General features: G+C 64.1%; 22 protein-coding genes. 13 read left to right on the forward strand and 9 right to left on the reverse strand.

Translation table 11 applies throughout. The features are described from left to right. Positions 1–446: 446 nt before the first annotated feature. Positions 447–944 (reverse strand): SH3 domain-containing protein, encoded by a 498-nt coding sequence (locus AC13EK_RS22405; protein WP_069336721.1) that lies wholly within the window; start codon positions 942–944, stop codon positions 447–449. A 102-nt stretch (positions 945–1,046) separates the two neighbouring features. Between AC13EK_RS22405 and AC13EK_RS22410 the strand changes: the two genes are divergently transcribed. From AC13EK_RS22410 to AC13EK_RS22445, 8 genes are all read left to right on the forward strand, one after another. Continuing rightward, positions 1,047–2,045 carry a 2-hydroxyacid dehydrogenase gene (locus AC13EK_RS22410; protein ID WP_010337376.1) on the forward strand — a complete coding sequence of 333 codons (999 nt, stop codon included), beginning with the start codon at positions 1,047–1,049 and terminating at the stop codon, positions 2,043–2,045. A gap of 71 nt (positions 2,046–2,116) precedes the next feature. Next, positions 2,117–2,302: a DUF1328 domain-containing protein gene (locus tag AC13EK_RS22415; RefSeq protein ID WP_069336720.1), complete on the forward strand. Its 186-nt coding sequence runs from the start codon at positions 2,117–2,119 to the stop codon at positions 2,300–2,302. A gap of 5 nt (positions 2,303–2,307) precedes the next feature. Beyond that, positions 2,308–2,511 (forward strand): DUF5818 domain-containing protein, encoded by a 204-nt coding sequence (locus AC13EK_RS22420; RefSeq protein ID WP_069336719.1) that lies wholly within the window; start codon positions 2,308–2,310, stop codon positions 2,509–2,511. 56 nt (positions 2,512–2,567) lie between these two features. Continuing rightward, positions 2,568–4,322 (forward strand): DUF885 domain-containing protein, encoded by a 1,755-nt coding sequence (locus AC13EK_RS22425; protein ID WP_069336718.1) that lies wholly within the window; start codon positions 2,568–2,570, stop codon positions 4,320–4,322. A 318-nt stretch (positions 4,323–4,640) separates the two neighbouring features. Beyond that, the gene (gene acnA, locus AC13EK_RS22430) at positions 4,641–7,310 is read left to right on the forward strand and encodes an aconitate hydratase AcnA (RefSeq protein ID WP_069336717.1); all 2,670 of its coding nucleotides are present in this window, start codon (positions 4,641–4,643) and stop codon (positions 7,308–7,310) included. Positions 7,311–7,380: 70 nt separating this feature from the next. Then, the gene (locus AC13EK_RS22435; RefSeq protein ID WP_483022391.1) at positions 7,381–7,638 is read left to right on the forward strand and encodes a CBU_0592 family membrane protein; all 258 of its coding nucleotides are present in this window, start codon (positions 7,381–7,383) and stop codon (positions 7,636–7,638) included. Further along, positions 7,635–8,306 carry a cyclase family protein gene (locus tag AC13EK_RS22440; protein WP_069336716.1) on the forward strand — a complete coding sequence of 224 codons (672 nt, stop codon included), beginning with the start codon at positions 7,635–7,637 and terminating at the stop codon, positions 8,304–8,306. Before AC13EK_RS22435 ends, AC13EK_RS22440 begins: the two co-directional genes overlap by 4 nt. A gap of 123 nt (positions 8,307–8,429) precedes the next feature. Next, complete coding sequence (locus tag AC13EK_RS22445) at positions 8,430–9,164, forward strand: Bax inhibitor-1/YccA family protein (protein ID WP_069336715.1); 735 nt, start codon at positions 8,430–8,432, stop codon at positions 9,162–9,164. Positions 9,165–9,247: 83 nt separating this feature from the next. Here the strand turns inward: AC13EK_RS22445 and AC13EK_RS22450 are convergent, their stop codons facing one another. From AC13EK_RS22450 to AC13EK_RS22485, 8 genes are all read right to left on the reverse strand, one after another. Further along, a complete protein-coding gene (locus tag AC13EK_RS22450) occupies positions 9,248–9,877 on the reverse strand; it encodes a glutathione S-transferase family protein (protein WP_069336714.1) in 630 nt (209 codons plus the stop codon). Positions 9,878–9,939: 62 nt separating this feature from the next. Next, a complete protein-coding gene (locus AC13EK_RS22455) occupies positions 9,940–12,000 on the reverse strand; it encodes an alpha/beta hydrolase family protein (RefSeq protein ID WP_069336713.1) in 2,061 nt (686 codons plus the stop codon). 109 nt (positions 12,001–12,109) lie between these two features. Beyond that, positions 12,110–13,348 carry a hypothetical protein gene (locus tag AC13EK_RS22460; RefSeq protein ID WP_069336712.1) on the reverse strand — a complete coding sequence of 413 codons (1,239 nt, stop codon included), beginning with the start codon at positions 13,346–13,348 and terminating at the stop codon, positions 12,110–12,112. 115 nt (positions 13,349–13,463) lie between these two features. Continuing rightward, complete coding sequence (locus AC13EK_RS22465; protein ID WP_483022392.1) at positions 13,464–14,192, reverse strand: hypothetical protein; 729 nt, start codon at positions 14,190–14,192, stop codon at positions 13,464–13,466. 104 nt (positions 14,193–14,296) lie between these two features. Further along, the gene (locus AC13EK_RS22470; RefSeq protein ID WP_234792203.1) at positions 14,297–14,947 is read right to left on the reverse strand and encodes an esterase/lipase family protein; all 651 of its coding nucleotides are present in this window, start codon (positions 14,945–14,947) and stop codon (positions 14,297–14,299) included. Beyond that, the gene (locus tag AC13EK_RS22475; protein ID WP_081331663.1) at positions 14,940–15,629 is read right to left on the reverse strand and encodes an immunity protein Imm33 domain-containing protein; all 690 of its coding nucleotides are present in this window, start codon (positions 15,627–15,629) and stop codon (positions 14,940–14,942) included. The genes AC13EK_RS22470 and AC13EK_RS22475 overlap by 8 nt, the downstream gene beginning before the upstream one ends. Positions 15,630–15,771: 142 nt before the next feature. Next, positions 15,772–18,093 (reverse strand): ATP-dependent Clp protease ATP-binding subunit ClpA, encoded by a 2,322-nt coding sequence (clpA, locus tag AC13EK_RS22480; RefSeq protein ID WP_004211360.1) that lies wholly within the window; start codon positions 18,091–18,093, stop codon positions 15,772–15,774. 156 nt (positions 18,094–18,249) lie between these two features. Continuing rightward, complete coding sequence (locus AC13EK_RS22485; RefSeq protein WP_004211362.1) at positions 18,250–18,447, reverse strand: DUF1192 domain-containing protein; 198 nt, start codon at positions 18,445–18,447, stop codon at positions 18,250–18,252. Positions 18,448–18,549: 102 nt separating this feature from the next. Between AC13EK_RS22485 and AC13EK_RS22490 the strand changes: the two genes are divergently transcribed. From AC13EK_RS22490 to AC13EK_RS22510, 5 genes are all read left to right on the forward strand, one after another. Next, positions 18,550–19,557 carry an NAD(P)H-quinone oxidoreductase gene (locus AC13EK_RS22490; protein WP_004211363.1) on the forward strand — a complete coding sequence of 336 codons (1,008 nt, stop codon included), beginning with the start codon at positions 18,550–18,552 and terminating at the stop codon, positions 19,555–19,557. A gap of 10 nt (positions 19,558–19,567) precedes the next feature. Further along, the gene (locus AC13EK_RS22495; RefSeq protein ID WP_139149976.1) at positions 19,568–20,299 is read left to right on the forward strand and encodes a hypothetical protein; all 732 of its coding nucleotides are present in this window, start codon (positions 19,568–19,570) and stop codon (positions 20,297–20,299) included. Positions 20,300–20,384: 85 nt separating this feature from the next. After that, positions 20,385–21,248 carry a UDP-2,3-diacylglucosamine diphosphatase gene (locus AC13EK_RS22500; protein WP_010337926.1) on the forward strand — a complete coding sequence of 288 codons (864 nt, stop codon included), beginning with the start codon at positions 20,385–20,387 and terminating at the stop codon, positions 21,246–21,248. A 14-nt stretch (positions 21,249–21,262) separates the two neighbouring features. Beyond that, on the forward strand, positions 21,263–22,291 hold the full coding sequence (locus tag AC13EK_RS22505; protein WP_069336709.1) for a glycosyltransferase family 4 protein: 1,029 nt from the start codon (positions 21,263–21,265) through the stop codon (positions 22,289–22,291). Between the two features lie 115 nt (positions 22,292–22,406). Next, on the forward strand, positions 22,407–23,090 hold the full coding sequence (locus tag AC13EK_RS22510) for a DUF1013 domain-containing protein (protein ID WP_483022404.1): 684 nt from the start codon (positions 22,407–22,409) through the stop codon (positions 23,088–23,090). The last annotated feature ends 7 nt before the right edge of the window (positions 23,091–23,097 follow it).

The raw sequence follows: 23,097 nt of genomic DNA on the forward strand, positions 1-23,097 counted from the left end.
TGTGACGTGTGGTAACTCCACCTTACCGATGAGCCCGGTGGCCACCGAGTTCGAAATCGCATGGGGTTGGGCATGCCCAACCCCATGCGATCACCTCAATCTACACCGGAAATTACACCACGAGCGCGGACGCTAACTTGGAGACGTTGATGCCGCTCGCGAATTGAAGCGATTTGAACTTCGGTTGCCGCATACAAATGCGGCCCTCATAGGGCGCAAGCGTCCTTATCGCCCATCTGATTTCGCGTAAGCCGCCCCAGTCCGCTTCCCACCCCAAAACCTGTCCTACAGCGCTGGCTTTCCGCTATACCGTCGCCGGCTCTTTCCCATCGTCCGCGCGCATCCACGGTTTCGCACGATAATTTCCATCATCGGCACGAAAATGTCAGGATGTGCGGGAAATATGCGAAGTTAAGCGCGGCATTTCCTATTTTGCCGCCCTGGCCTCAGCCGCTGGTGGCGCCCCATACGTCGCTCGCCTTCACGAAGCCCTTCTGGCCCTTCACGTCGAACGCGCACCAGCCGCTTGAGCAGGAACCGATCCGGCCGACCACGCCCTTTTCGGCGCGGAACAGGGTGCGGCTGGTTTCGCTCGCGCCCTCGTGCATCGGTGCTTGCGCCGCGGTGACGATCGCCGTGGCGGTATCGCTCAGCAGGCGGACATGCATCCAGCCCTGACCACCGTCAGGGTCTTCCACCTTGCGCCACAGGCCCAGCACCTGCACCACCTTCACCGGCAGGTCGCGGCGCTGATAGACCCAGTTGGACGGATAATCGAGGCTGGGGCCGACGCGCATCCGCGCCTCGTCATGCGACAGCGACGCCCAATAGGGCACCGGCTTGGCCGGGGCCGCCGCCGCGCCGCTCATATTGGTCAGTGCCGCGATCATGCCCGCGCCCAGCAGCAGGCGCTTCATGCCCGACCCTTTGCCCATATCACCCATGGTCTTTCCATACGCTTGTCCGGCCGGTCGCGACAAGCTTTCAATCGCAGGCAGCCGCATATCCGCTTGACCGGCGGGGCAGGCGGGAATAGCGGCCATGCTATGGCCAGGAAACCGCGCCCCGCAACGCCGCGCGTCATCGTGACGCGTCGCCTGCCGCCCAATGTGGAGGCGCGCATGGCCGAACTGTTCGACGCCAGCTTCAATACCGGCGATATCCCCATGAACCGGGCCGAACTCGCCGCCGCCATGGCGCAGTGCGATGTGCTGGTTCCCTGCATCAGCGACCAGATCGACGCGGAACTGATCGCCGGCGCGCCCGACCGGCTGCAACTGATCGCCAGCTTCGGCAGCGGCGTCGACCATATCGACCTCGCCGCCGCGCGGACCAGAGGCGTGATCGTCACCAACACGCCCGGCGTGCTGACCGAAGATACGGCCGACATGACCATGGCGCTGATCCTCTCCGTGCCCCGCCGCCTGGCCGAGGGAGAGAAGCTGGTGCGCTCGGGCCAGTGGCATGGCTGGAGTCCGTCGGGGATGCTCGGCCATCGCATCGGCGGCAAGAAGCTGGGCATCATCGGCATGGGTCGCATCGGTCGCGCCGTCGCCCGCCGGGCCAAGGCCTTCGGCCTCTCCATCGCCTACCATAACCGCCACCGCCTGCCTTTCGAGGTGGAGCAGGAACTGGAGGCCAGCTGGCATGACGATCTCGACGCGCTGCTGCGCGAATGCGACATCGTCTCGATCCATTGCCCGCTCAACGCCGATAGCCGCGGCCTGATCGATGCGCGGCGGATCGGCCTGATGCGGCCCGACGCCTATCTCATCAACACCTCCCGCGCGGAAATCACCGATGAGCCGGCACTGATCGCTGCGCTCGCCGAAGCACGGATCGCCGGCGCCGGGCTTGACGTCTACACCCATGAGCCGGCGGTCGATCCGCGGCTGCTGGCGCTCGCCAACGTCACCCTGCTGCCCCATGTCGGCTCGGCGACCTTCGAGGGGCGCGACGCCACCGGTGCCCGCGTCATCGCCAATATCCGCACCTGGGCCGATGGCCATCGCCCGCCCAATCAGGTGCTCGAAGGCTGGGTCTGATCGCTGCGCGCGCGGAACAATGCGCGCCTTCCTCCGTTTGGAAACATCAGAGAAACGGAAGGAATCCCACCATGATTCGTCTTGCCATCATTGCCCTCGTGATCGCGGCCGTGCTCGCCGTCCTCGGCTTCGGCGGCGCCGCCGGCACCTTCGTCGGCATCGCCAAATTGCTGTTCGGCATCGCCATCGCCCTGTTCCTGATTTTCCTTGTCCTGGGCCTTCTGGCTGGCAAGGGCGTCAAGGACGCGATAGACTGACACGCATGATCGAGATTAGCGCTGGAGTGGATGAGACCGGGCGGTTGCTGCGCGACGAGGCCGGCTTCCTGCTCCAGCGCGATCTTGGCGGCACCTGGCGACTTGTGTTGCTGCGCGTGCCAGTCGACCATGTCGAAAAGCGGGTCCGGGTGCGCGGCTATTATGCCGGCGACGACATTGTCGAAGCGGATGGCGTAGCCGCCGCCTGAACCGGCACCTGGGGCCATCTTGCCAGAATCGTTGCGCCGCGCGATCAGTTGCGCCCATGCGCAAGATCATATCCCTGATGCTCGCCGTTGCGGCGCCCGCTCTGGCTCACGCCCAGACTCCCCATGACCAGCTGACCAAGGTGATCGACGATCACTGGGCATGGTATCTGTCGGTCCATCCGGTGGAGGCTACCGCGCGCGGCGTGCGCGACTATGACGACCAGATTTCGGACCTGTCGCTTGGCGGCCGCGATGCCCAGATCAAGGCGGAACAGGGCTTCGTCACCCGGCTGGATGCGGTGCCGGAGGCGGGGCTGGATACCGCCGACAAGGTCAATCGCGCGGTGCTGCTGTGGATGCTGCGCGACGATATCGCCAGCGACAAGCATCAGGCCGAACGGCTGATGCTCTTCACCACCTATTATAGCTGGCATCAGGGCTTTTCCGGCATGGCCGACGGCCTGCCTTTCTACACCCGCGCCGACTATGACAGCTATCTGAAGCGCCTGGCGCTCTACCCGAAGCAGAATGGCGATGGCATGGCGATCACCCGCCAGGCGATCAGGGGCGGTTATGTGCTGCCCTGTTCGGTGCTGGGCGCCTTTGCCAAGGGGATCAGCGGCATCGTCGCCGAGCCGCCGGAAGGGACGCGCTTCTACGAACCCTTCACCCGCGCCAAGCCGCGCGACATCAGCGATGCCGATTGGGCGGCGCTGCAGGCGCGCGCGGTGGCGGTGATCCGCGATGTCATCACGCCGGAATATGGCAAATGGCATGACCTGTTCGTGGCCGACTATCTGCCCAAATGCCGCAAGAGCGACAGCGCATCGACGCTGCCGGGGGGCGCGGCCTGGTATGCCAGCCGGGTGCGGACCCACACGACGACCGACCTGACGCCCGATCAAATCCACCAGGTCGGGCTGGATGAGGTCGCGCGCATCGGCAAGCGGATGGATGCGATCGCCGCGAAGGCGGGCTATCCCAGCCGCGCCGCCTTCATCCAGCATCTGCGCACCGATCCCAGCTATTACGCCAAGACGCCCGAGGAACTGCTGCGCGTTGCCGCGCGCCAGGCCAAGACGATCGACGGCCTGCTGCCGCGCTATTTCGCGACGCTGCCGCGCCTGCCCTATGGCATCAAGCCGATCCCGGCGGCCGAAGCGGAAGGAACGACCACGGCCTATTATGGCCCTGGCGCGCCAGAGGCCGGGATTTCCGGCACCTATTGGGTCAATACGTCGAAGCTCGACCAGCGGCCCTTCTGGGAATTGCCGGCGCTGACCGCGCATGAGGCGGTGCCGGGCCATCACAACCAGATCGCACTGCAGCAGGAATTGCCGCTGCCGCCCTTCCGCAAATATCTTGCCGGCTTCACCGCCTATGTCGAGGGCTGGGCGCTCTACACCGAATATCTGGGCGAGGAGATGGGCCTCTACGACACGCCCGAGAAGATGATGGGCCGCCTGTCCTACGAGATGTGGCGCGCCTGCCGGCTGGTGGTGGACACCGGCATCCATGCCAAGGGCTGGGACAAGGCAAAGGCCGTCGCCTTCATGAAGGCGAACAGCGCCCTGAGCGACGCCAATATCGATGCGGAGGTCAATCGCTACATCAGCTGGCCGGGGCAGGCGCTGGGCTACAAGCTGGGCGAGATCAAGATCCGCGAGCTGCGGGCGCGGGCGGAACAGCAGCTCGGGCCCAAGTTCGACCTGCGCCGTTTCCATGATGCGGTACTGTCGCAGGGGGCGGTGCCGCTCACTGTGCTGGAAAGCCAGATCGACGGCTGGATCGCCGCGGAAAAGGCACGCTGAAAAGAGCGCCGATAAAGGCAAGATGTGGGGCGGGGCGGGCGTGATTTCCACGCCCCGCGCACAATAAAAGTGCGGCCCTTGTGCGCGTCGCTGCGAATGATTTTCAGTAAGCAAAAATGGCGGAAATAAAGGTGGTTTCGACCATTTTGTCCCTTTGACTTGGCGGTGGCAATCTGTATGCCACCGCTCATCGGGACACACTTGCTTCGACCATAGGTTGGGGCGCCTCCCTCCACCTTGCCGCGTCTTCGTGGCTTCTGGTGGGAACGCGACGCTTCCTTCCGCATGGTCGGGCCTATGCGAGGAGACGCATATCTTATGACCGCCACCGGACAGGATACTCTCGGCACGCGCGACACGCTCAATGTCGGCGGCAAGGACATCGCCTATTATTCGTTGGAAAAGGCGGCTGCGAAGCTTGGAGACGTTTCGCGCCTGCCTTTCTCGATGAAGGTGCTGCTCGAAAATCTGCTGCGCTTCGAGGACGGCGTGACCGTCACCACTGATGACATCCAGGCGATCGTCGACTGGCAGAATGACAAGGGCAAGGCCGAGCGCGAGATCCAGTATCGCCCGGCGCGCGTGCTGCTGCAGGACTTTACCGGCGTGCCCTGCGTCGTCGATCTGGCCGCGATGCGCGACGCGATGAATGCGCTCGGCGCCGACGCCAGCAAGATCAACCCGCAGGTGCCCGTCCATCTCGTCATCGACCACAGTGTCATGGTCGACGAGTTCGGCACGCCACGCGCGTTCCAGGACAATATGGAGATCGAATATCAGCGCAACATGGAGCGCTACGACTTCCTGAAATGGGGCAGCAAGAGCCTCGCCAATTTCTACGCCGTGCCGCCCGGCACCGGTATCTGCCATCAGGTGAATCTGGAAAATATCGCCCAGGGCGTCTGGTCGAGCACCGGCGCTGATGGCGCCACCATCGCCTATCCCGACACCTGCGTCGGCACCGACAGCCACACCACCATGGTCAATGGCTTGGGCGTGCTGGGCTGGGGCGTGGGCGGGATCGAGGCGGAAGCGGCGATGCTGGGTCAGCCGGTATCGATGCTGATCCCCGAAGTGGTCGGCTTCAAGTTCACCGGCAACCTCAAGGAAGGCGTGACCGCCACCGATCTGGTGCTGACCTGCACCCAGATGCTGCGCGCGCGCGGCGTGGTCGGCCGCTTCGTCGAATATTTCGGCCCCGGTCTTGCCACGCTCAGCCTCGCCGACCGTGCGACGCTGGCCAATATGGCGCCCGAATATGGCGCGACCTGCGGCTTCTTCGGCATCGACGACAAGACGCTGGACTATATGCGGCTGACCGGCCGCAGCGACGAGAATATCGCGCTGGTCGAGGCCTATGCCAAGCAGCAGGGTTTCTGGATCGATCCGTCGGTCGAGCCGATCTTCACCGACACGCTGGAACTGGACCTGTCCACCGTGGTGCCCAGCCTCGCCGGTCCCAAGCGCCCGCAGGACCGCGTCGCGCTGCCCGAAGTTGATGACGTGTTCAACGCGGACATGGAGAAGACCTATAAGAAGGCGCAGACCCGCGTTCCGGTCGAGGGCAAGGATTATGACATTGGCGACGGCGACGTCACCATTGCCGCGATCACCAGCTGCACCAACACCTCCAACCCCAATGTGCTGATCGCCGCCGGCCTGGTCGCCAAGAAGGCGAACGAGCTGGGCCTGAAGCCCAAGCCCTGGGTCAAGACCTCGCTGGCGCCCGGTAGCCAGGTCGTCACCGACTATCTGGAAAAGGCGGGCCTCCAGGCGCATCTCGACGCGATCGGCTTCAACCTGGTCGGTTATGGCTGCACCACCTGCATCGGCAATTCGGGGCCGCTCGCCGAGCCGATCAGCAAGGCGATCAACGAGAATGGGCTGGTCGCCGCCGCCGTCATTTCGGGCAACCGCAACTTCGAAGGGCGCGTCTCGCCCGACGTGCGCGCCAACTTCCTCGCTTCGCCGCCGCTGGTCGTCGCCTATGCGCTCAAGGGCACGGTGATCGAGGATTTCATCACCACCCCGATCGGCACGAGCAAGGGTGGCGAAGCGGTCTATCTCAAGGACATCTGGCCGACCAATGACGAGGTCGCGACCACCCTTGCGGGGGCGGTCGACCGGGAGATGTTCCGCGCCCGCTACGCCAATGTCTACAAGGGCGACGCCCATTGGCAGGCGATCGAGGTGACCGGGTCGGACACCTACAAGTGGCGCGCCGGGTCGACCTATGTCGCCAATCCGCCCTATTTCGAGGGACTGACCATGACCCCGGCGCCGGTCACCGACATCATCGGCGCCATGCCGCTGGCGATCTTCGGCGACTCGATCACCACCGACCACATCTCGCCGGCCGGTTCGATCAAGGCGACGTCGCCCGCGGGCAAATGGCTGAGCGAGCATCAGGTCGCCCAGGCCGACTATAACAGCTATGGCTCGCGCCGTGGCCATCATGAGGTGATGATGCGCGGCACCTTCGCCAATATCCGCATCAAGAATCTGATGCTCGACGGCGTCGAGGGCGGCATGACCAGCTATCAGGGCGAAGTTATGCCGATCTATGACGCGGCGATGAAGCACAAGGCCGACGGCACGCCGCTGGTCGTCATCGGCGGCAAGGAATATGGCACCGGCTCGTCGCGCGACTGGGCGGCCAAAGGCACCAACCTGCTCGGCGTGCGTGCCGTGATCGTCGAAAGCTTCGAGCGTATCCACCGTTCGAACCTGGTCGGCATGGGCGTGCTGCCCTTGGTGTTCAAGGATGGCCAGACCCGCGACACGCTGGGCCTCAAGGGCGATGACAGCTTCACCATCACCGGTGTCGCGGACCTCAAGCCGCGCCAGGATGTCGAAGTGCAGGTCACCCGCGCCGACGGTTCGACCTTCAGCTTCACCGCGCTCTGTCGCATCGATACCGTCAATGAGCTGGAATATTTCCTCAATGGCGGCATCCTGCAATATGTGCTGCGCAAGCTCGCCGCTTGATCGACTGACATGTTGAGCTAAGGAAAAAGGGCTCTCTCCGTAAGGAGGGAGCCCTTTTTCTTGGGGGTGGATGGTGGCGCTGTTCGTGGAGATCGTCGGCTGGGTCGGCGCGATATTGGTGCTGATCGCCTATGTCGGCGTCTCGACCGGGCGGCTGTCGGGCGGGTCGGCAACCTTTCAGTGGTTGAATGCCGTCGGCGCTGCCTTCTTCATCCTCAACACCTGGTGGCACGACGCCTTTCCCTCGATGGTGCTCAACATCATCTGGGCAGTCGTCGGCTTTTCCACCCTGTGGCGCATCTTCCGTCGGAGAATGTCCCCGTCATGACCCGCTTCATCGACCTGAGCCACGCCATCGAACATGGCATGACCACCTATAAGGGCGTCGCCGCGCCGCATATCTGCGATTACTGGACCCGCGAACAGTCGCGCGCCAATTATGCCGATGGCAGCGCCTTCCAGATGGGGCGGATCGACATGGTGTCGAATACCGGCACCTATCTCGATGCGCCGTTCCACCGCTTCGAGGAGGGCGATGACCTCTCGATGCTCGATCTCGACCGGCTGGCCAGCCTGCCGGCGATCGTCGTGCGCAGGCCGTTCGACGCAGTGGGCCTGGCGACCGACGCCGCCGATCTCGACGGCATCGACGTCGCCGGCCGCGCGGTGCTGGTCCACACCGGCTGGGACCGGCACTGGCGCACGCCGGCCTATTTTGAGGATCATCCCTTCCTGACCGAAGCGGCGGCGCAGATGCTGGTGGCACGCGGCGCCCGGCTGGTCGGCATCGACAGCCATAATATCGACGATACGCGGCCCGGCACTGGTCGCCCTGTGCACCGCGAACTTCTCGGCGCCGGTGTGCTGATCTGCGAACATATGACCAATCTGGGCGCGCTGCCGGATGCCGGCTTCGCCTTCACCGCCGTGCCGCCCAAGATCGTCGGCATGGGCACATTCCCGGTGCGGGCCTTCGCGCAAGTCGATTTGACATGATCTTGTGGCATTGCCTTCAAGCATGACATCGCTGTTAGGCTTCGGCTTTCACTTGAACTGAGAGGCGTTAGCGCCGATACTATGACGATCGGCCGAGAAAGGCCGTCCAAGGAGATTTTACCCATGGCCAATTGGTCCGACCCCCGTTCCGATATCGCAGGCTTTGGCAATGCCAGCGCCGCGCGCAGCGAGGCGTTCGATGCCGGGCTGCGCAAATATATGCTGTCGGTCTATAATTATATGGCGAGCGGCGTGTTGCTGACCGGTGTCGTCGCGATGCTGTTCGCGTCGAGCGGTCTGGCGCTCCAGATCCTCGCCGGCCCCGGCATCCTGAAATATGTCATCATGTTCGCGCCGCTGGCGTTCGTCATGGTGATGAGCTTTGGCATCAACAAGCTGTCGACCGTCGCGATGCAGAGCCTGTTCTGGGCCTATGCCGCCGTGATGGGCCTGTCGCTGTCGTCGATCTTCCTGGTCTATACGGGCACGTCGATCGCGCAGACCTTCTTCGCGACCGCCGCGGCCTTCGCCGGCCTCAGCCTGTTCGGCTACACCACCAAGAAGGATCTGTCGGGCTTCGGCACCTTCCTGATCATGGTTGTGGTCGGCCTGCTGGTCGCCAGCCTGATCAACCTGTTCCTGCGTTCCAGCATGATGGACCTGGTGATCAGCTTCGTCGGCGTGCTGCTGTTCGCGGGCCTGACCGCCTATGACACGCAGAAGATCAAGAGCATCTACAGCTATGTCGCCGGCACCGACATGATGGGCAAGTCGGTGGTGATGGGGGCGCTGAACCTCTATCTCGACTTCATCAACATGTTCATGTTCCTGCTGCGCTTCATGGGCGATCGCCGCTGATCTCCAGCGAACGGAACGAAAACAGGAAAAAGGCCCGGTGGACATCTCCGCCGGGTCTTTTGCTTTGTTGGGAAGGGACAGGCTCAGCCCTGTTTCTGCATCTCGGCGATCAGGGCGTTGTCGATCTCCTTCTGCCTCTTATAGGCCGGGCGTTCGCGCAATCGGGCGGCATAGGCCTCGAATGCCGGGCGGCTGGGGATGGTGCCGAAGGCGAGCCCCCAGTCGATCTGCGCGCCGACATAGACGTCCGCCGCGGTGAAGGTGCCGCCGCAGATCCAACTGCGGCCGGTGACTGCCGTTTCCAGCGTATCGAGCGTGTCGTCGAGCGAGCCATAGCCCGCGCTGCGCTCGCGTCCTTCGGGCAGGACGAATCCCATCGCCTTGTTGGTGACGGCGGCCTCCACCGGACCGGCAGCGAAGAAGAGCCAGCGATAATAATCAGCCCGGTCATCGGTCGCCGGCGCCAGGCCGGCGGCGGGGAAGGCATCGGCCAGATAGGCGCAGATGGCGGCGCATTCGGTCACCACCTTTCCGCCATGGACGATCGCCGGCACCTTGCCCATCGGGTTGATCGCGCGATAGTCGGCGGTCTTCATGCCGCCGGCATAATCCAGGATCACCGCCTCATAGGGCGTGCCGACCTCCTCCAGCATCCATCGGGCGATCTGCCCGCGCGACATGGGGTTGGTATAGAGAAGAACCGGGTCCGCCATTGTGCATCCTCCTTGGAAAGTGGTCAGAACATATCATGAACAATATGCTCCGGCCAGCCGGATCATTGGGCCGGTGCGGTGGCCGCCGCCGGCTTGTCGCGATAGCGATCGAACCAGGCGATGATCGCCGCCGCCTTGGCCGCCGATTGCGACGGGCGGGCAGCGATGCCGCCATGGCTGGCGCCCGGCACTTTCACCAGCGCGGTCGGCACGCCCCGTATCTGCAGCGCGCCATAATATTGCTCCGCCTCGCTGACCGGGGTGCGATAATCCTCGCTGCCCACGACCACCAAGGTCGGCGTCTTGACGTTGCCAACCAGGCTGAGCGGCGAGCGGTTCCAATAGCCCATCGGATCTTCCCACGGCTTGGCCGGGAACCAGTAGCGCGAGGTGAAGAGGGTATTGTCCATGGTCAGCGCTTCGCTGATCCAGTTGATCACCGGCTTCTGCGTGGCGGCACCCTTGAACCGGTCGGTCTTGCCGATGATCCAGCTGGTCAGCACGCCGCCGCCCGAACCGCCGGTGACGAACAGATTGTCCGGATCGGCCACGCCCGCGGCGATCGCGGCGTCGACCGCGGCCATCAGGTCGCCATAGTCGTCGCCGGGATATTTATGATGGATCAGCTGGGCGAATTCCTCGCCATAGGAGGTCGATCCGCGCGGATTGGTGTAGAGCACGGCATAGCCGGCGGCGGCATAAAGCTGGTCGTCGGTCGAGAAATGCGGGCCATAGGCGGTGTGCGGACCGCCATGGATTTCCAGCAACAACGGCACGCGGGTGCCGGGCTGATAGCCGGGCGGCGTGACGAGCCAGGCCGGCACGGTGCGGCCGTCGGGCGCGGTGACGGCCAGTTCCTTCACCTGACCCAGCGCCTTGTGACCCAGGAAATCCTCATTGAGGCGGGTGAGCTGGCGGCTCTTGCTGCCGCTGCTGACCGACAGGTCGGCCGGGCGCAGTGCCGATCCGCTGGTGAAGGCGAGCGTGCCATTGGCCGCGACGCTGAAATCGCCGCCGCTATAGGGCCGGTCGAAGGCCGTGCCGGTCAGGCCGCTCGCCAGTTCGGTGACATGGCCGTCGAGGGTGATGCGGGCAAGGCGGTTGACGCCGCGCTCGTCATATTGGGCGTAGAGCGACTTGCCGTCCGCCGCCCAGTAGGCGCGGTCGATGCTGCGGTCGAAACTGGCGGTGATCGCATGGGCGCCGCTGCCGTCGCGGTTCATGACGTAGAGATAGGTATTCTGATAGGACAGGCGCTTGTCGTCATAGCCGAGATAGGCGATCTTGCTGCCGTCGGGCGAGACGACCGGCGCGACATCGGGCCCGTCGCGGCTGGTGAGCGGGCTGATCGCGCCCGAAGCGATGTCGAGCGTGTAGATTTCCGGATCGAATATCTTCTGCTGCCAGTCGGGCTTGCGCACCGCGCTGAACAATATGGCGCGGCCATCGGGCGTCCAGCTCAACGGGCCGCCATCCTGATAATCGCCAAAGCTCAGCTGCCGCGCCGGGCCGCCATCGGCCGACACCAGGAAGATATGGTCATAGCCGGCCTGGACATAGCCGCCGCCATCATTGCGATAATCGACCCGGTCGATCACCTCCAGCGGCTTGGCCCATTCGGCGCCCTCCGGCTTGTCGGGCGCCTTGCCCAGCTTCATCGGGTCGGCGGGCACACGCATGATATAGGCGAGGGACTTGCCGTCGGGCGACCAGGTGACCGACTGCGGGCCGTCTGGCAGGGTGGTGACGCGCACGGTGGCGCCGGTGTCCAGCCAGCGCACGAACAGCTGCGGCTTGCCCGCATCGGCGGCGATATAGGCGATGCGCTTGCCATCGGGCGACCAGCGCGGCTGGCTGGCGTCGGCGACCAGCGGGCGCTGCGCGCCGGTGGCGGTGTCGACCAGCCAGATCGCGCCCTTTTGCCGGTCGGTCATGATGTCGCCCTGGCGGCGGACATAGGCGACGCTCTTTCCGTCGGGGCTGATCTGCGGATCGGTCGCGACCTGCAGCGCGAAGATGTCGCGGCCCTCGAACCTGGGCGACGGGGCAGCCGACTGGGCGGCGAGCGGCAGGGGAGAGAGGGCGGCGCCGAGCAGCAGCGCGGCCAATAGCTTATGTCGCATGAAAACCTCGAAACGGAAGAATGGCGCGAGACTTGCCGGATTTTCCTTTCGTTTCAAGTGCAACTCGTGGCCGGGGCGCGACGGGTGGCGCCGCGCCCCGGCTGGAGCTTCAGCAGCCCGCGCCCATCGCGCCGGCCAGCATGCCACCAAGGCCACCCTTGCATTTCTTCTTCTTGGGTGGCGGATTGTCACCGGAGGCATCGGCGCTGTCGTCACTGCCCTGGCTCATCATCGATCCCATGTCCGGGCCATTGAGCATCCACATGGTGTTGGAGCGATAGCGCACGCGGGCGATCCATTCCGGTTTCCAGGCGATCTTGGGATCGGCCGGGCGCGGCGGATAGGCGAAATTGGCTTCCGGGCCATAGGCATAGAGGCTGCCCATCAGCATCTCGCCGCCCGATTGCACCACCTGCGACGGCACGGTGCAACTGGTCTGGCTGGGCGGCATGACGATCTTGTCGCCGATCAGCTTGCGCACGGCACCGGGGGAAAGCCAGTCCCACACCGGCCCGCCAAAGGCCTGACTGGCTGATGACGCCCACCACACCATGTCGCCGCCCTGCTTGGCCGCGAACACCGAGGCATAATAGCCCGTCGCATTGGGCACCGCGTTCCAGCTCAACTGGGTGGCGCCGCCCGCCGCCGGGCTGGCGCGCCCCGTGATCGGCGGCATGAAGTCCTGGTTCAGCGCGAACTTGATCTCGGGCGAATAATTGCCGGCGATGCGATGGTCGCCGATCAGCGAGGAATTGCCCGACAGCGTCTTGCGCGTCTGGCCATTGGGCCATTCGCCATAGGTCTTGCTGTTGGTGAAGCGGACCTGCCATTCCTGCGGGATTGTCGCGCCGGTCATGTAGAGGCCGGGCGGAAACTGGCCGCGCGCGACCTTGGCGAAATCGATCACCACCGGCTGGTTCGGCCCGGCGGTCGCGCCGCATCCCCAATAGATGAGCAGCCGCCCCTTGGGCTTCTCACCGGGCAGCGCCGGCTCGTCGCTCGGCGTGACCTTGGGCGTGACCAGCGGGACGGAGGCACCCAGCCGGGCGCCGGCGGGCATATAATGCTCGGCCGCCGGCGAGCCGCTCGCGGCCTGGGTCGATCCCAGGCGCAGCACCAGTTCATGGATCGGCTGGTTACCGCCGCCCATCATCATCGACATGGCCCCGCCCATGCCACCGCCGCCCGCCATTGCGGCCATGCCGGACATGGTGCCGGCATCCATCGAATAGCGGGCGATCGGTCCGCCGGCCTGCTGGCTGGCGCCGGGCGTGGCGAGAAGGACGAAGCTGATGCTGAGCAGCGCGGCGCGTGGCGCGGCGGACCGCAGATGAAGCGAAGTGGACATGCATTCCCCTATGAAAGCGTGGAAGACATGCGACCTTTCTGTTCTGGAGTCGGCTTAGCAGAATTTACGGGGGGCGGGGAGAGGGGCGCGCCGCTAGGCGACCTGCCTTCCCGTTTTAGCTTTTGTCAGCCTTGCCCTTGCCGCTGGCCGGGAAATAGCCGCCGCAGCGCCGTGTGCCATACAAAGTGGAACCGGTGCCGAATGTCGCGGGAGTGAAGGCGACGGCCTGCACCGGCACGCTGACGCCGGGCACGCGGCGCGCCAGCATGGTCTGCACGGCGGCGATCTGGGGCGCATCCACCGGCGCAAAGATCGGTCCCTGCGGCAGGTCGAAATAATCGACGAAGCCGCCGCCGCGAATGCTGGTATTGCCTGATGCGATCGCCTGCCTGGTCAATTGCTGCCGATGGGAGAGCGCGTCGAACCGGCCGAGATAGACGACCTGGCCCGGCTTCGCCTCGAACTGGAGCGAGGCGGCGTTGAAGCAGAGCGCCCAGCTGTCCTGCTGGGAATAGCTGCGCACGACCCAGCGCCCCGGCTTGACGGGAACCATCAGATAGCCGTCGAGGAAATTCTTCTGCTTGGCTTCGAACAGCGCGGTGCCGCTGAAAGGCCCACTGGAAAGCCGGGCTTCCGCATCGACATAGGTGGAGAGCAGCAGCTTGAACGCCGAGTGCATCGACGGCGCCGGTTGCCACCAGTCGGTCTTGATGATGACCAGCGCCTCTTCGGATTGGGGTGTGAGGATGATCTGGCCGGGCGCCTTGGCGTTGGCGACATGCGGCAACATAGCGCCGCCCAACGCGACCATTGCACCGACCGCTGCCGCCCATTTTCCGATCATGACCATGTTTTCCCCAATCCCTGCGGACCCAATCCGTCCTGTCGATCTGACCGCAATTCCCTAATAATTGCGCAACGGCCGCCGCGCGCATGTGGGGCGGGGCATCAGCTCCGCGCGAACTGTCCATGGCGCAGAAAATGCGCGACCTGATCGGCGACGGGGCGGGTGTAGATCATTGCGGTATGGGCGACGGGCAGGGTGATATGGTCGCCTTCGCCCGGACAATGGGTGGCGGCGACGCTGACCTTGCCGTCATTGGGCGCACGGAAGATGCGGCTGGGGAGCAGGCCGTTCATCGGCCGGTCGCCCGCGATGATGCCGAGCGGATAGTCGACCGCGCCCAGCGCCGCCAGCGTGGCCGCGTCGCGGCGGGTGCGCAGCAGCGCGCCGGCCTGGTTCAGGATCAGCGGATGGAGGCGCAGGCGGTAGAGAAGGTCGGCAATCTCGCTGCCGCCATTGGGCGTGCCGAGCATGACCACGCGGCCCAGATGGTCGGGACGATGGCGCGAGAGCCAGGCGCGCAGCATGAGGCCGCCCATCGAATGGCCGACGCAATGCACGGTCTGGGCGGCGTAGGCCGGGCTGGCGATGATGCGGGCGTGGAGATGATCGATGACGCGGGCCAGCGGCCAGCGCCAGCTGGGATAGCCGATATTGGCGACGTCATACCCCGCCCCGCGCAGCCGCCGGGCAAGCAGCGCGGTCTGCACCTGATGCCCGCCAAAGCCGTGGAGAAGGATGACGGATTCATTCATTTTCTTCGAGTGGCTCATATTCCCCGGTCTCGAAGTTGCGCAGCCATGCCGATCCGATCGGGCTGTCGATCAGGTGCAGCCAGCTATCGTCCGCGTTCAGCACCTTGCCGATCGCGATGTAATCGGCCTTGCGGGCGTCTAGCTGTTCATCGCTGAGGTCGCGATAATCACCCCTGATCCGCCATCCGCTGTCGGGATCGGAATCGCCTTCCTCCGTCATGTCGGGCTGTTCGCGATAGAGGTAATAGACCGGCACATTATCATCGAGCACGCAGCGGTCGACCATGCAGCGGTCCCAATAGGCGCGCCTTGGCGGTTCTGCCGGACCTTGCCTGTCGCCGTCGTAGATGAGGTCGATGATGTGGAAGGACTGGAATGCGAGCATGCTACCTTTGCGCAGTTGCGGCATGTCGGACGGCGTATTCGCCAATATGCCGGTCCAGCCGTCCGGCGCGATGCTTTTTACTTCCACCCACATGCGTTCGGCATCCCATTCGCGACCGGGCGGATGGCTGCGGATCACCAGCTTGACCAGATCATCAGGTCGCAAGGCGTCGATCCGTTCGGCCGAGGGCAGGAAATAGGTGTAAGGCGCGCCGGCCTGGATCGGGCGTGGATCGTCAATCGACCAGGAGCCGCAGAGACGACGACGGAGGTTATGGAGACGATCATTGAGGCGCATGATCGATTGATAGCGAGGCGCGCGGTGCGCGCCTACCCACCCCCGGCCCCTCCCTGAAAGGGAGGGGGAACAGGAGGGGCGCCCGCAAACAAAAAGGGCAACCCAAGCGGGTCGCCCTTTTTGTTTTAAGCTCCAAAGCCGCTTATTTCGTGCCTTCCGGCGCCTTGGCCTTGCCGCCCTTCTTGCCGCCCTTCTTGGGCGCGGCGGGGGTGATCTGGAAGGCCAGGGCCTCATCCTTCATATGGACATGGACCTCGCCGCCATGGACCAGCTTGCCGAACAGCAGTTCCTCGGCCAGCGGCTGCTTGATCTTTTCCTGCATCAGGCGGCCCATCGGGCGGGCACCATAGAGCTTGTCATAGCCCTTCTTGGTGAGCCAGGCCTTGGCATCCTCGTCCAGGGTGATGTGGACGTCGCGGTCGGCCAGTTGCAGTTCCAGTTGCAGCACGAACTTGTCGATGACGCGGGCGACGATTTCCGGCGGCAGATAGCCGAACGGCACGATCGCATCGAGGCGGTTGCGGAATTCGGGGGTGAAGAGCTTCTTCACCGCGTCTTCCTGCACATCCTCGCGGGTCAGTTCGCCAAAGCCGATCGATTCCTTCGCCATGTCCGACGCACCGGCATTGGTGGTCATGATGAGGATGGTGTTGCGGAAATCGACGGTCTTGCCGTGGTGATCGGTCAGGCGGCCATTGTCCATCACCTGCAGCAGGATGTTGAACAGGTCGGGATGCGCCTTCTCGATCTCGTCGAGCAGCAGGACGCTGTGCGGCTGCTGGTCGACGGCATCGGTCAAGAGGCCACCCTGGTCATAGCCGACATAGCCCGGAGGGGCGCCGATCAGGCGGCTGACCGAATGGCGTTCCATATATTCCGACATGTCGAACCGCTGCAGCGGGATGCCGAGCAGGGTCGCGAGCTGGCGCGCCACCTCCGTCTTGCCGACACCGGTCGGGCCGGAGAAGAGATAGTTGCCGATCGGCTTGTCGGGGTCGCGCAGGCCCGCACGCGACAGCTTGATCGCGGACGACAGTACCTCGATCGCCTGATCCTGGCCGAAGACGACCCGTTTCAGATCGGTGGTCAGCGATTCCAGCACGCTCTTGTCGTCCGACGACACGGTCTTGGGCGGGATGCGCGCCATGGTGGCGATGACCGCCTCGATCTCCTTGGGGGTGATCGTCTTCTTGCGCTTGGAGGGCACCACCAGCATCTGCATCGCGCCGACTTCGTCGATCACGTCGATCGCCTTGTCGGGCAGCTTGCGGTCGTTGATGTAGCGGGCCGACAGCTCGACCGCCGCCTTGATCGCGTCCGGCGTATATTTGACGTGATGATGTTCCTCGAACGCGGTGCGCAGGCCGGTCAGGATCTTGATCGTATCCTCGACCGAAGGCTCGTTCACGTCGATTTTCTGGAAGCGCCGCAGCAGCGCGCGGTCCTTCTCGAAATGATTGCGGAATTCCTTGTAGGTGGTCGAACCGATGCAGCGGATCGTCCCGCCCGACAGGGCCGGCTTCAACAGGTTCGAGGCATCCATCGCGCCGCCGCTGGTCGCGCCGGCACCGATCACGGTGTGAATCTCGTCGATGAAGAGCACCGCATGCGGCATCTTCTCCAGTTCGGTGACGACCGCCTTCAGGCGCTCTTCAAAGTCGCCGCGATAGCGGGTGCCGGCCAGCAGCGCGCCCATGTCGAGCGAATAGATGACCGCTTCCTTGAGCACGTCGGGCACTTCGCCCTCGACGATCTTGCGCGCCAGGCCTTCCGCGATCGCGGTCTTGCCGACGCCCGGATCACCGACATAGAGCGGGTTGTTCTTCGAACGGCGGCACAGGATCTGGATGGTGCGATCCACTTCCGACGACCGGCCGATCAGCGGATCGACCTTGCCGCGTTCCGCCTTCTCGTTGAGGTTGACGGTGAACTGCTCCAAGGCACTGTCCTTCTTGCCCTTGCCGTCCTGCACCTTCTTTTCCTCCTCGGCTGCCCCCTTGGTCTCCTGACGCTCGGGCGTGGGCGTGCCCTTGCCGACGCCGTGGCTGATGTAGCTGACGGCATCGAGGCGGCTCATGTCCTGCTGCTGCAGGAAATAGACGGCATAGGATTCGCGTTCGGAGAAGAGCGCGACGAGGACATTTGCGCCCGTCACCTCATCCTTGCCGGACGACTGGACATGGAGGATGGCGCGCTGGACGACGCGCTGGAAGCCGCTGGTGGGCGAGGGGTCGCTGGCGCCCTCCACCTTCAGGCTGTCAAGTTCGGTGTCGAGATACTGGGTGACGGCATCGGCCAGTTCGCCCAGTTCCACGCCGCACGCCTGCATCACCTTCGACGCATGTTCATCGTCGATCAGCGCGAGAAGCAGATGCTCCAGCGTCGCATATTCATGCTTGCGCTCCGACGCATGGGTCAGCGCATTGTGCAGGGTGGTTTCAAGGGCGGCTGCGAAAGATGGCATGTCTTTTCTACTCCTGGCCCCGGTTAGGGGCTGACTTGAACCTTATGTCGGCATTGCTCGACGACGGTTCAAGGGAGAGGCCCTGACCGCCGGAATTGCCAGACTGCCCATGCCCGGTGGAGCCCATGGTCGGGCCGTCAGGGGCTAGGCGCGGGTTCATCGCTTGAATAACGCCTCGGCAGTTGCCTTATGGTTAACGGCGCTTTCAATTTTTGTTCGAGTGCGGGTGATTTCGGTTTCCAGCGCCCTGATGCGCGCTTCCAGTTCCGCAACGGACAGGGGACCCAGATCCTGTCGGAGCAGTTGGGCCAGCGGATCATCGGCCTTTCTCGGCAGATCATTGTCCATGTCCATAAAGGGTAATGTTGACCCTGTAGGCTAGTCTGTCAATAAGAAGCGAAGCTCCGTCCGTCGATTTTGGGTGCGGCGCAATATCTCTGGCCCGGGGGGGCACATATGATCCTCGACAGTTTCACGATTCCATCGCAGATGACGGCCATCGGCATCCCGGTGCCGGGCGGTCCCGACGCTCTGGTGCCCGAACAGCGGCCGGTGCCGGTGCCCGGCGAGGATGAGGTGCTGATCCGCGTCGCCGCCGCCGGCGTCAACCGGCCCGACGTGCTGCAGCGGCAGGGCAAATATCCGCCGCCGCCCGGCGCGTCCGACATTCCCGGACTCGAGGTGGCGGGCACGATCGTCGCCGCCGGCCGGTCCGCCGACATGCTGGTGGGCCAGCGCGTCTGTGCGCTGCTGCCGGGCGGGGGCTATGCCGAATATGCGATTGCGCCTGCCGGCCAGTGCCTGCCGGTGCCCGCGGACTATGATCTGGTCGAGGCGGCGGCGCTGCCCGAAACCCTGTTCACCGTGTGGACCAACCTGTTCGAGCGCGCCTATGTGGTTGGCGGCGACCGGGTGCTGGTTCATGGCGGCACCAGCGGCATCGGCACCATGGCGATCTCGCTCTGCCGCCTGTTCGACATAGAGATCATCGTTACCTGCGGCAGCGACGACAAATGCGCGCAGGCGCTCGAATGGGGCGCTTCCCATGCGATCAATTACAAGAGCCAGGACTATGTCGCCGAGGTGAAGCGCATCACCGGCGGGCAGGGGGTGCAGGCGGTGCTCGACATGGTCGGCGGCGACTATGTCCCGCGCAACATCGAATGCATGGCCGAAGATGGCCGCCATGTGTCGATCGCGGTGCTGGGCGGTGCCAAGACCAGCATCTTCCTGCCGACGGTGATGTCCAGGCGCCTGACCCTGACCGGATCGACGCTGCGGCCGCGCTCCTCGGGCTTCAAGAGCCTGGTTGCGGACGAGATCATGCGCACCGTCTGGCCCTTCGTCGAACAGGGCAAGCTGCGCCCGGCGATGGACCAGCGCTTTGCCCTCGCTGACGCGGCCAAGGCCCATGCCCGCATGGATGCGGGCGAACATTTCGGGAAGATCGTGCTGACGGTGTGAGGATAGTTTAGTGCAGAACCGTTATGCCGCTGACGTCGGCGATTATGTGAAGCTGTCGATGTTGCGTCGATTGGCGCCAGGGTTGAAACTGGGTGTTCTGTGGTGGCTATACCCTGATGAAGCCCATAATGCGGATGGTAAGCACATAGCCTATTTGGATCGACCACAGATATGGCGCGCCATTGATCCGGTGTTGTTTGATAAGTTGAAGCTTATTGTTCAGCGCAACGATCGTAGTGTGGATGCTTTGGAGCGGGCCGGACTGATTGACGGTGCTGTCTATCACAACGCGATGCTTCCTGCTGGCGATGCAAAATCCAGACGCGCCTTGCGAGCATCTTGGTTCGCGCGAGCCGCCGAGTTTGTGGATGGTTGCGATCTTATATTTGTAGATCCCGACAACGGCCTTGAACCAGCGACCTATAGTGTCGGATCTGCCAAGGCCGGTAAAAGTGTGGCTTTGGCAGAATTAAAGGCGTTGCAACGAGATGGTCGGACCATTGTGGTCTATCACCATCATACAAGGATGGCAGGCGGCAACATCGTGGAGTTGATGCACTGGGGTGAGCGCCTCGCGGAATTGGGTTTTAAGGTTGATGCGCTCAGGTCGGCAGTGGGAACTGCGCGAGCATTTTTCCTTTTAGACGCCACTCCTGAATTGCGGCAGCGAGCTACTGAGTTCGCGCGGCATTGGGGAGGGAAAGTCACTTGGCACCCTGCATTGGATGGTCGAAGGTCGTAGCATTTCCGTCATATTCGGTGCGGAGTTGTAACAGAGCGGCGCTAGGGATTCGGCCTCAAGGACAACAGCCCTTGAGGACGTAGACATGGACGCCATCACGCGCTTGCCCTTCCTGAGCGAACTGGAAGAGGGGGCTGACGACCGCTTCCACATCCCCGAGCGGGAAGGGGCGCGTCGCCGCTATCGCACCATCTGGATTTCGGACATCCATCTGGGCACGCGCGGCTGCAACGCGACGATGCTGATCGATTTTCTGGACAGCGTCGACAGCGACACCATCTATCTGGTCGGCGACATCATCGACGGCTGGCGGCTCAAGAAGCGCTTCTACTGGCCGGCCGCGCATAATGACGTGCTGTGGCGGATCATGAAGCGGGCCAAGCGCGGCACCCGTGTCGTCTATATCCCCGGCAATCATGACGAGATGTTCCGTCAGTTCACCGGCATGAATTTCGGCGGGGTCGAGATCCGTCGCAAGGCGATCCACGAGACCGCCGACGGGCGCAAGCTGCTGGTGCTGCATGGCGACGAGTTCGACACGATCATGCTGGCGCATCGCTGGCTCGCCTTCGTGGGGGACGCGGCCTACACGACGCTGATGCGCCTCAACGTGGTGGTCAACGCGGTGCGCCGGCGCATGGGCCTGCCTTATTGGTCACTGTCCAAGATGGCCAAGCACAAGGTCAAGAATGCCGTGTCCTTCATCTCCCGCTTCGAGGAAGTGGTGGCGCATGAAGCCGGCGCGCGCGGCGTCGACGGCGTGGTGTGCGGCCATATCCACAATGCCGAGATGCGCGAGATCGAGGGCATCGAATATTATAATGATGGCGACTGGGTGGAGGGCTGCACCGCGCTGGTCGAACATGCCAGCGGCGCGATGGAGGTGCTGCACTGGGCCGACGAGATCGCCAAGCGCGGCGAAAAGACGCCGGCGCTGATGGCGGCCTGACGCGGAGAGGGGCCATGCGGATCGCGATCGTCACCGACGCCTGGACGCCGCAGGTCAATGGCGTGGTGCGCACGCTGCAGACGATCCAGGCCGAGCTGGAGCATATGGGCCATGAGGTGAAGGTGATCTCGCCCGATCTCTATGGCTCCATTCCCTGTCCGACCTATCCGGAAATCCGGCTGGCGCTGGTGCGATCGGGCGTGGTGGGGCAGGCGATCGCCGCCTTTCGTCCCGATGCCGTCCATCTGGCGACCGAAGGGCCTCTCTGCTTTGCCGCCCGCCGCTGGTGCCTGCGCGGCAATGTGCCCTTCACCACCGCCTATCACACCCATTTCCCCGATTATGTGTCGCAGCGCACCGGCCTGCCGGCGGGCTGGTTCTGGCGCTATATTCGCTGGTTCCATGGGCCGGCGCAGGCGGTGCTGGTGTCGACCCGGTCGGTGCGGCAGCAATTGCGTGCCCATGGCGTCGCCAATGTCCGCAAATGGGGCAGGGGCGTGGACCTCAAGACCTTTGCCGGCGGTGTCGCCCCCTCGGCCCTGCTGGCGGACCTGCCGCGCCCGATCCAGCTCTATGTCGGCCGGGTTGCGGTCGAGAAGAATCTCGAAGCCTTTCTGGCGAGCGAGCATCCCGGAACCAAGCTGATCGTCGGCGACGGCCCGGCACGCGGGGCGCTGGAACGGGCCTATCCCGATGCCCGTTTCCTGGGTGCGCAGTTCGGTGCCGATCTGGCGGCGATCTATGTCGGCGCGGACGTGTTCGTCTTTCCCAGCCGCACCGACACGTTCGGGCTGGTGATGATCGAGGCGCTGGCCGCCGGCACGCCGGTCGCAGCCTATCCGGTCACCGGGCCGATCGATATTGTCACGCCGGAAACCGGCGCGCTGTCGGAGCGGCTGGAGGATGCCATCGCCGCCGCGCTGCTGTGCGATCGGGCTGCCTGTGCCGCCTATGGCCGCAGCTTCAGCTGGGAACGCAGCGCGCAGGAATTCCTGGCCGGATTGCATCCGATCGATCCGGTGGTGATGGACAGCGCCGCCTGACGCTTTTCCTTGCCGCACGCCCCGCGATGCTCTATCCCTGACATGTCGTGGCCGCCCTGCTTGGGCGGCCCTTATCGTTTTTAGAGCCGGAGAAGACCCCGTGTCCCAGCCCCTCATGCCCCATGCGACCGCCAGCTGGCTGGTCGACAATAGCGCTCTGAGCTTTGACCAGATCGCGGAATTTTGCGGGCTCCACATCCTGGAAGTCCAGGCCATCGCCGATGACACTGCCGGCATCAAATATACCGGCCGCGATCCGGTGCGCGCCCATGAAATCACCATGGACGAAATCCACAAGGGCGAGAGCAATCCCGACTACAAGCTCAAGATGCTGAAGGGCCCCGAGCCGGTCCGCCGCACCAAGGGGCCGCGCTACACCCCGGTCAGCAAGCGCCAGGACAAGCCCGATGGCATCGCCTGGATCCTGCGCAACCATCCGGAGATTTCGGACGGCGCGATCGGCAAGCTGATCGGCACCACCCGCACCACCATCGCCGCGATCCGCGATCGCAGCCACTGGAACATCAGCAACATCACGCCCAAGGATCCGGTGACGCTGGGCCTGTGCTCGCAGCGCGAACTGGATGCGCTGGTCAGCAAGGCGGCGAAGAAGGCCGGCATCGAGATGCCGACCGATTCGCGTCTGAATGGCGATCGCGAGGCGCTGATCGAGGAACTGCGCCGCGAGCGCGAGGACAATGCGCGCCGCATCGAGCAGGCGCTCAAGAACGAGTCCGAGCTGATTTCGGGCGCCGCGACGATCCTCGATCCGTTCAGCAGCAACAAGGGCGAGGTCTGAAGACGTA

It is taken from the genome of Sphingobium sp. L-44, from assembly GCF_056859495.1.

Excerpts from the sequence above, each read along its gene's own strand:
- AC13EK_RS22485 (WP_004211362.1), bottom strand. The coding sequence starts at position 18,447 with ATGGACATGGACAATGATCTGCCGAGAAAGGCCGATGATCCGCTGGCC.
- AC13EK_RS22460 (WP_069336712.1), bottom strand. The coding sequence starts at position 13,348 with ATGTCCACTTCGCTTCATCTGCGGTCCGCCGCGCCACGCGCCGCGCTG.
- AC13EK_RS22420 (WP_069336719.1), top strand. The coding sequence starts at position 2,308 with ATGATCGAGATTAGCGCTGGAGTGGATGAGACCGGGCGGTTGCTGCGC.
- AC13EK_RS22435 (WP_483022391.1), top strand. The coding sequence starts at position 7,381 with ATGGTGGCGCTGTTCGTGGAGATCGTCGGCTGGGTCGGCGCGATATTG.
- AC13EK_RS22510 (WP_483022404.1), top strand. The coding sequence starts at position 22,407 with ATGCCCCATGCGACCGCCAGCTGGCTGGTCGACAATAGCGCTCTGAGC.
- acnA (WP_069336717.1), top strand. The coding sequence starts at position 4,641 with ATGACCGCCACCGGACAGGATACTCTCGGCACGCGCGACACGCTCAAT.
- AC13EK_RS22405 (WP_069336721.1), bottom strand. The coding sequence starts at position 944 with ATGGGTGATATGGGCAAAGGGTCGGGCATGAAGCGCCTGCTGCTGGGC.
- AC13EK_RS22410 (WP_010337376.1), top strand. The coding sequence starts at position 1,047 with ATGGCCAGGAAACCGCGCCCCGCAACGCCGCGCGTCATCGTGACGCGT.
- AC13EK_RS22505 (WP_069336709.1), top strand. The coding sequence starts at position 21,263 with ATGCGGATCGCGATCGTCACCGACGCCTGGACGCCGCAGGTCAATGGC.
- AC13EK_RS22500 (WP_010337926.1), top strand. The coding sequence starts at position 20,385 with ATGGACGCCATCACGCGCTTGCCCTTCCTGAGCGAACTGGAAGAGGGG.
- AC13EK_RS22490 (WP_004211363.1), top strand. The coding sequence starts at position 18,550 with ATGATCCTCGACAGTTTCACGATTCCATCGCAGATGACGGCCATCGGC.
- AC13EK_RS22425 (WP_069336718.1), top strand. The coding sequence starts at position 2,568 with ATGCGCAAGATCATATCCCTGATGCTCGCCGTTGCGGCGCCCGCTCTG.
- AC13EK_RS22475 (WP_081331663.1), bottom strand. The coding sequence starts at position 15,629 with ATGCGCCTCAATGATCGTCTCCATAACCTCCGTCGTCGTCTCTGCGGC.
- AC13EK_RS22465 (WP_483022392.1), bottom strand. The coding sequence starts at position 14,192 with ATGATCGGAAAATGGGCGGCAGCGGTCGGTGCAATGGTCGCGTTGGGC.
- AC13EK_RS22470 (WP_234792203.1), bottom strand. The coding sequence starts at position 14,947 with ATGAATGAATCCGTCATCCTTCTCCACGGCTTTGGCGGGCATCAGGTG.
- clpA (WP_004211360.1), bottom strand. The coding sequence starts at position 18,093 with ATGCCATCTTTCGCAGCCGCCCTTGAAACCACCCTGCACAATGCGCTG.
- AC13EK_RS22450 (WP_069336714.1), bottom strand. The coding sequence starts at position 9,877 with ATGGCGGACCCGGTTCTTCTCTATACCAACCCCATGTCGCGCGGGCAG.
- AC13EK_RS22455 (WP_069336713.1), bottom strand. The coding sequence starts at position 12,000 with ATGCGACATAAGCTATTGGCCGCGCTGCTGCTCGGCGCCGCCCTCTCT.
- AC13EK_RS22440 (WP_069336716.1), top strand. The coding sequence starts at position 7,635 with ATGACCCGCTTCATCGACCTGAGCCACGCCATCGAACATGGCATGACC.
- AC13EK_RS22445 (WP_069336715.1), top strand. The coding sequence starts at position 8,430 with ATGGCCAATTGGTCCGACCCCCGTTCCGATATCGCAGGCTTTGGCAAT.
- AC13EK_RS22415 (WP_069336720.1), top strand. The coding sequence starts at position 2,117 with ATGATTCGTCTTGCCATCATTGCCCTCGTGATCGCGGCCGTGCTCGCC.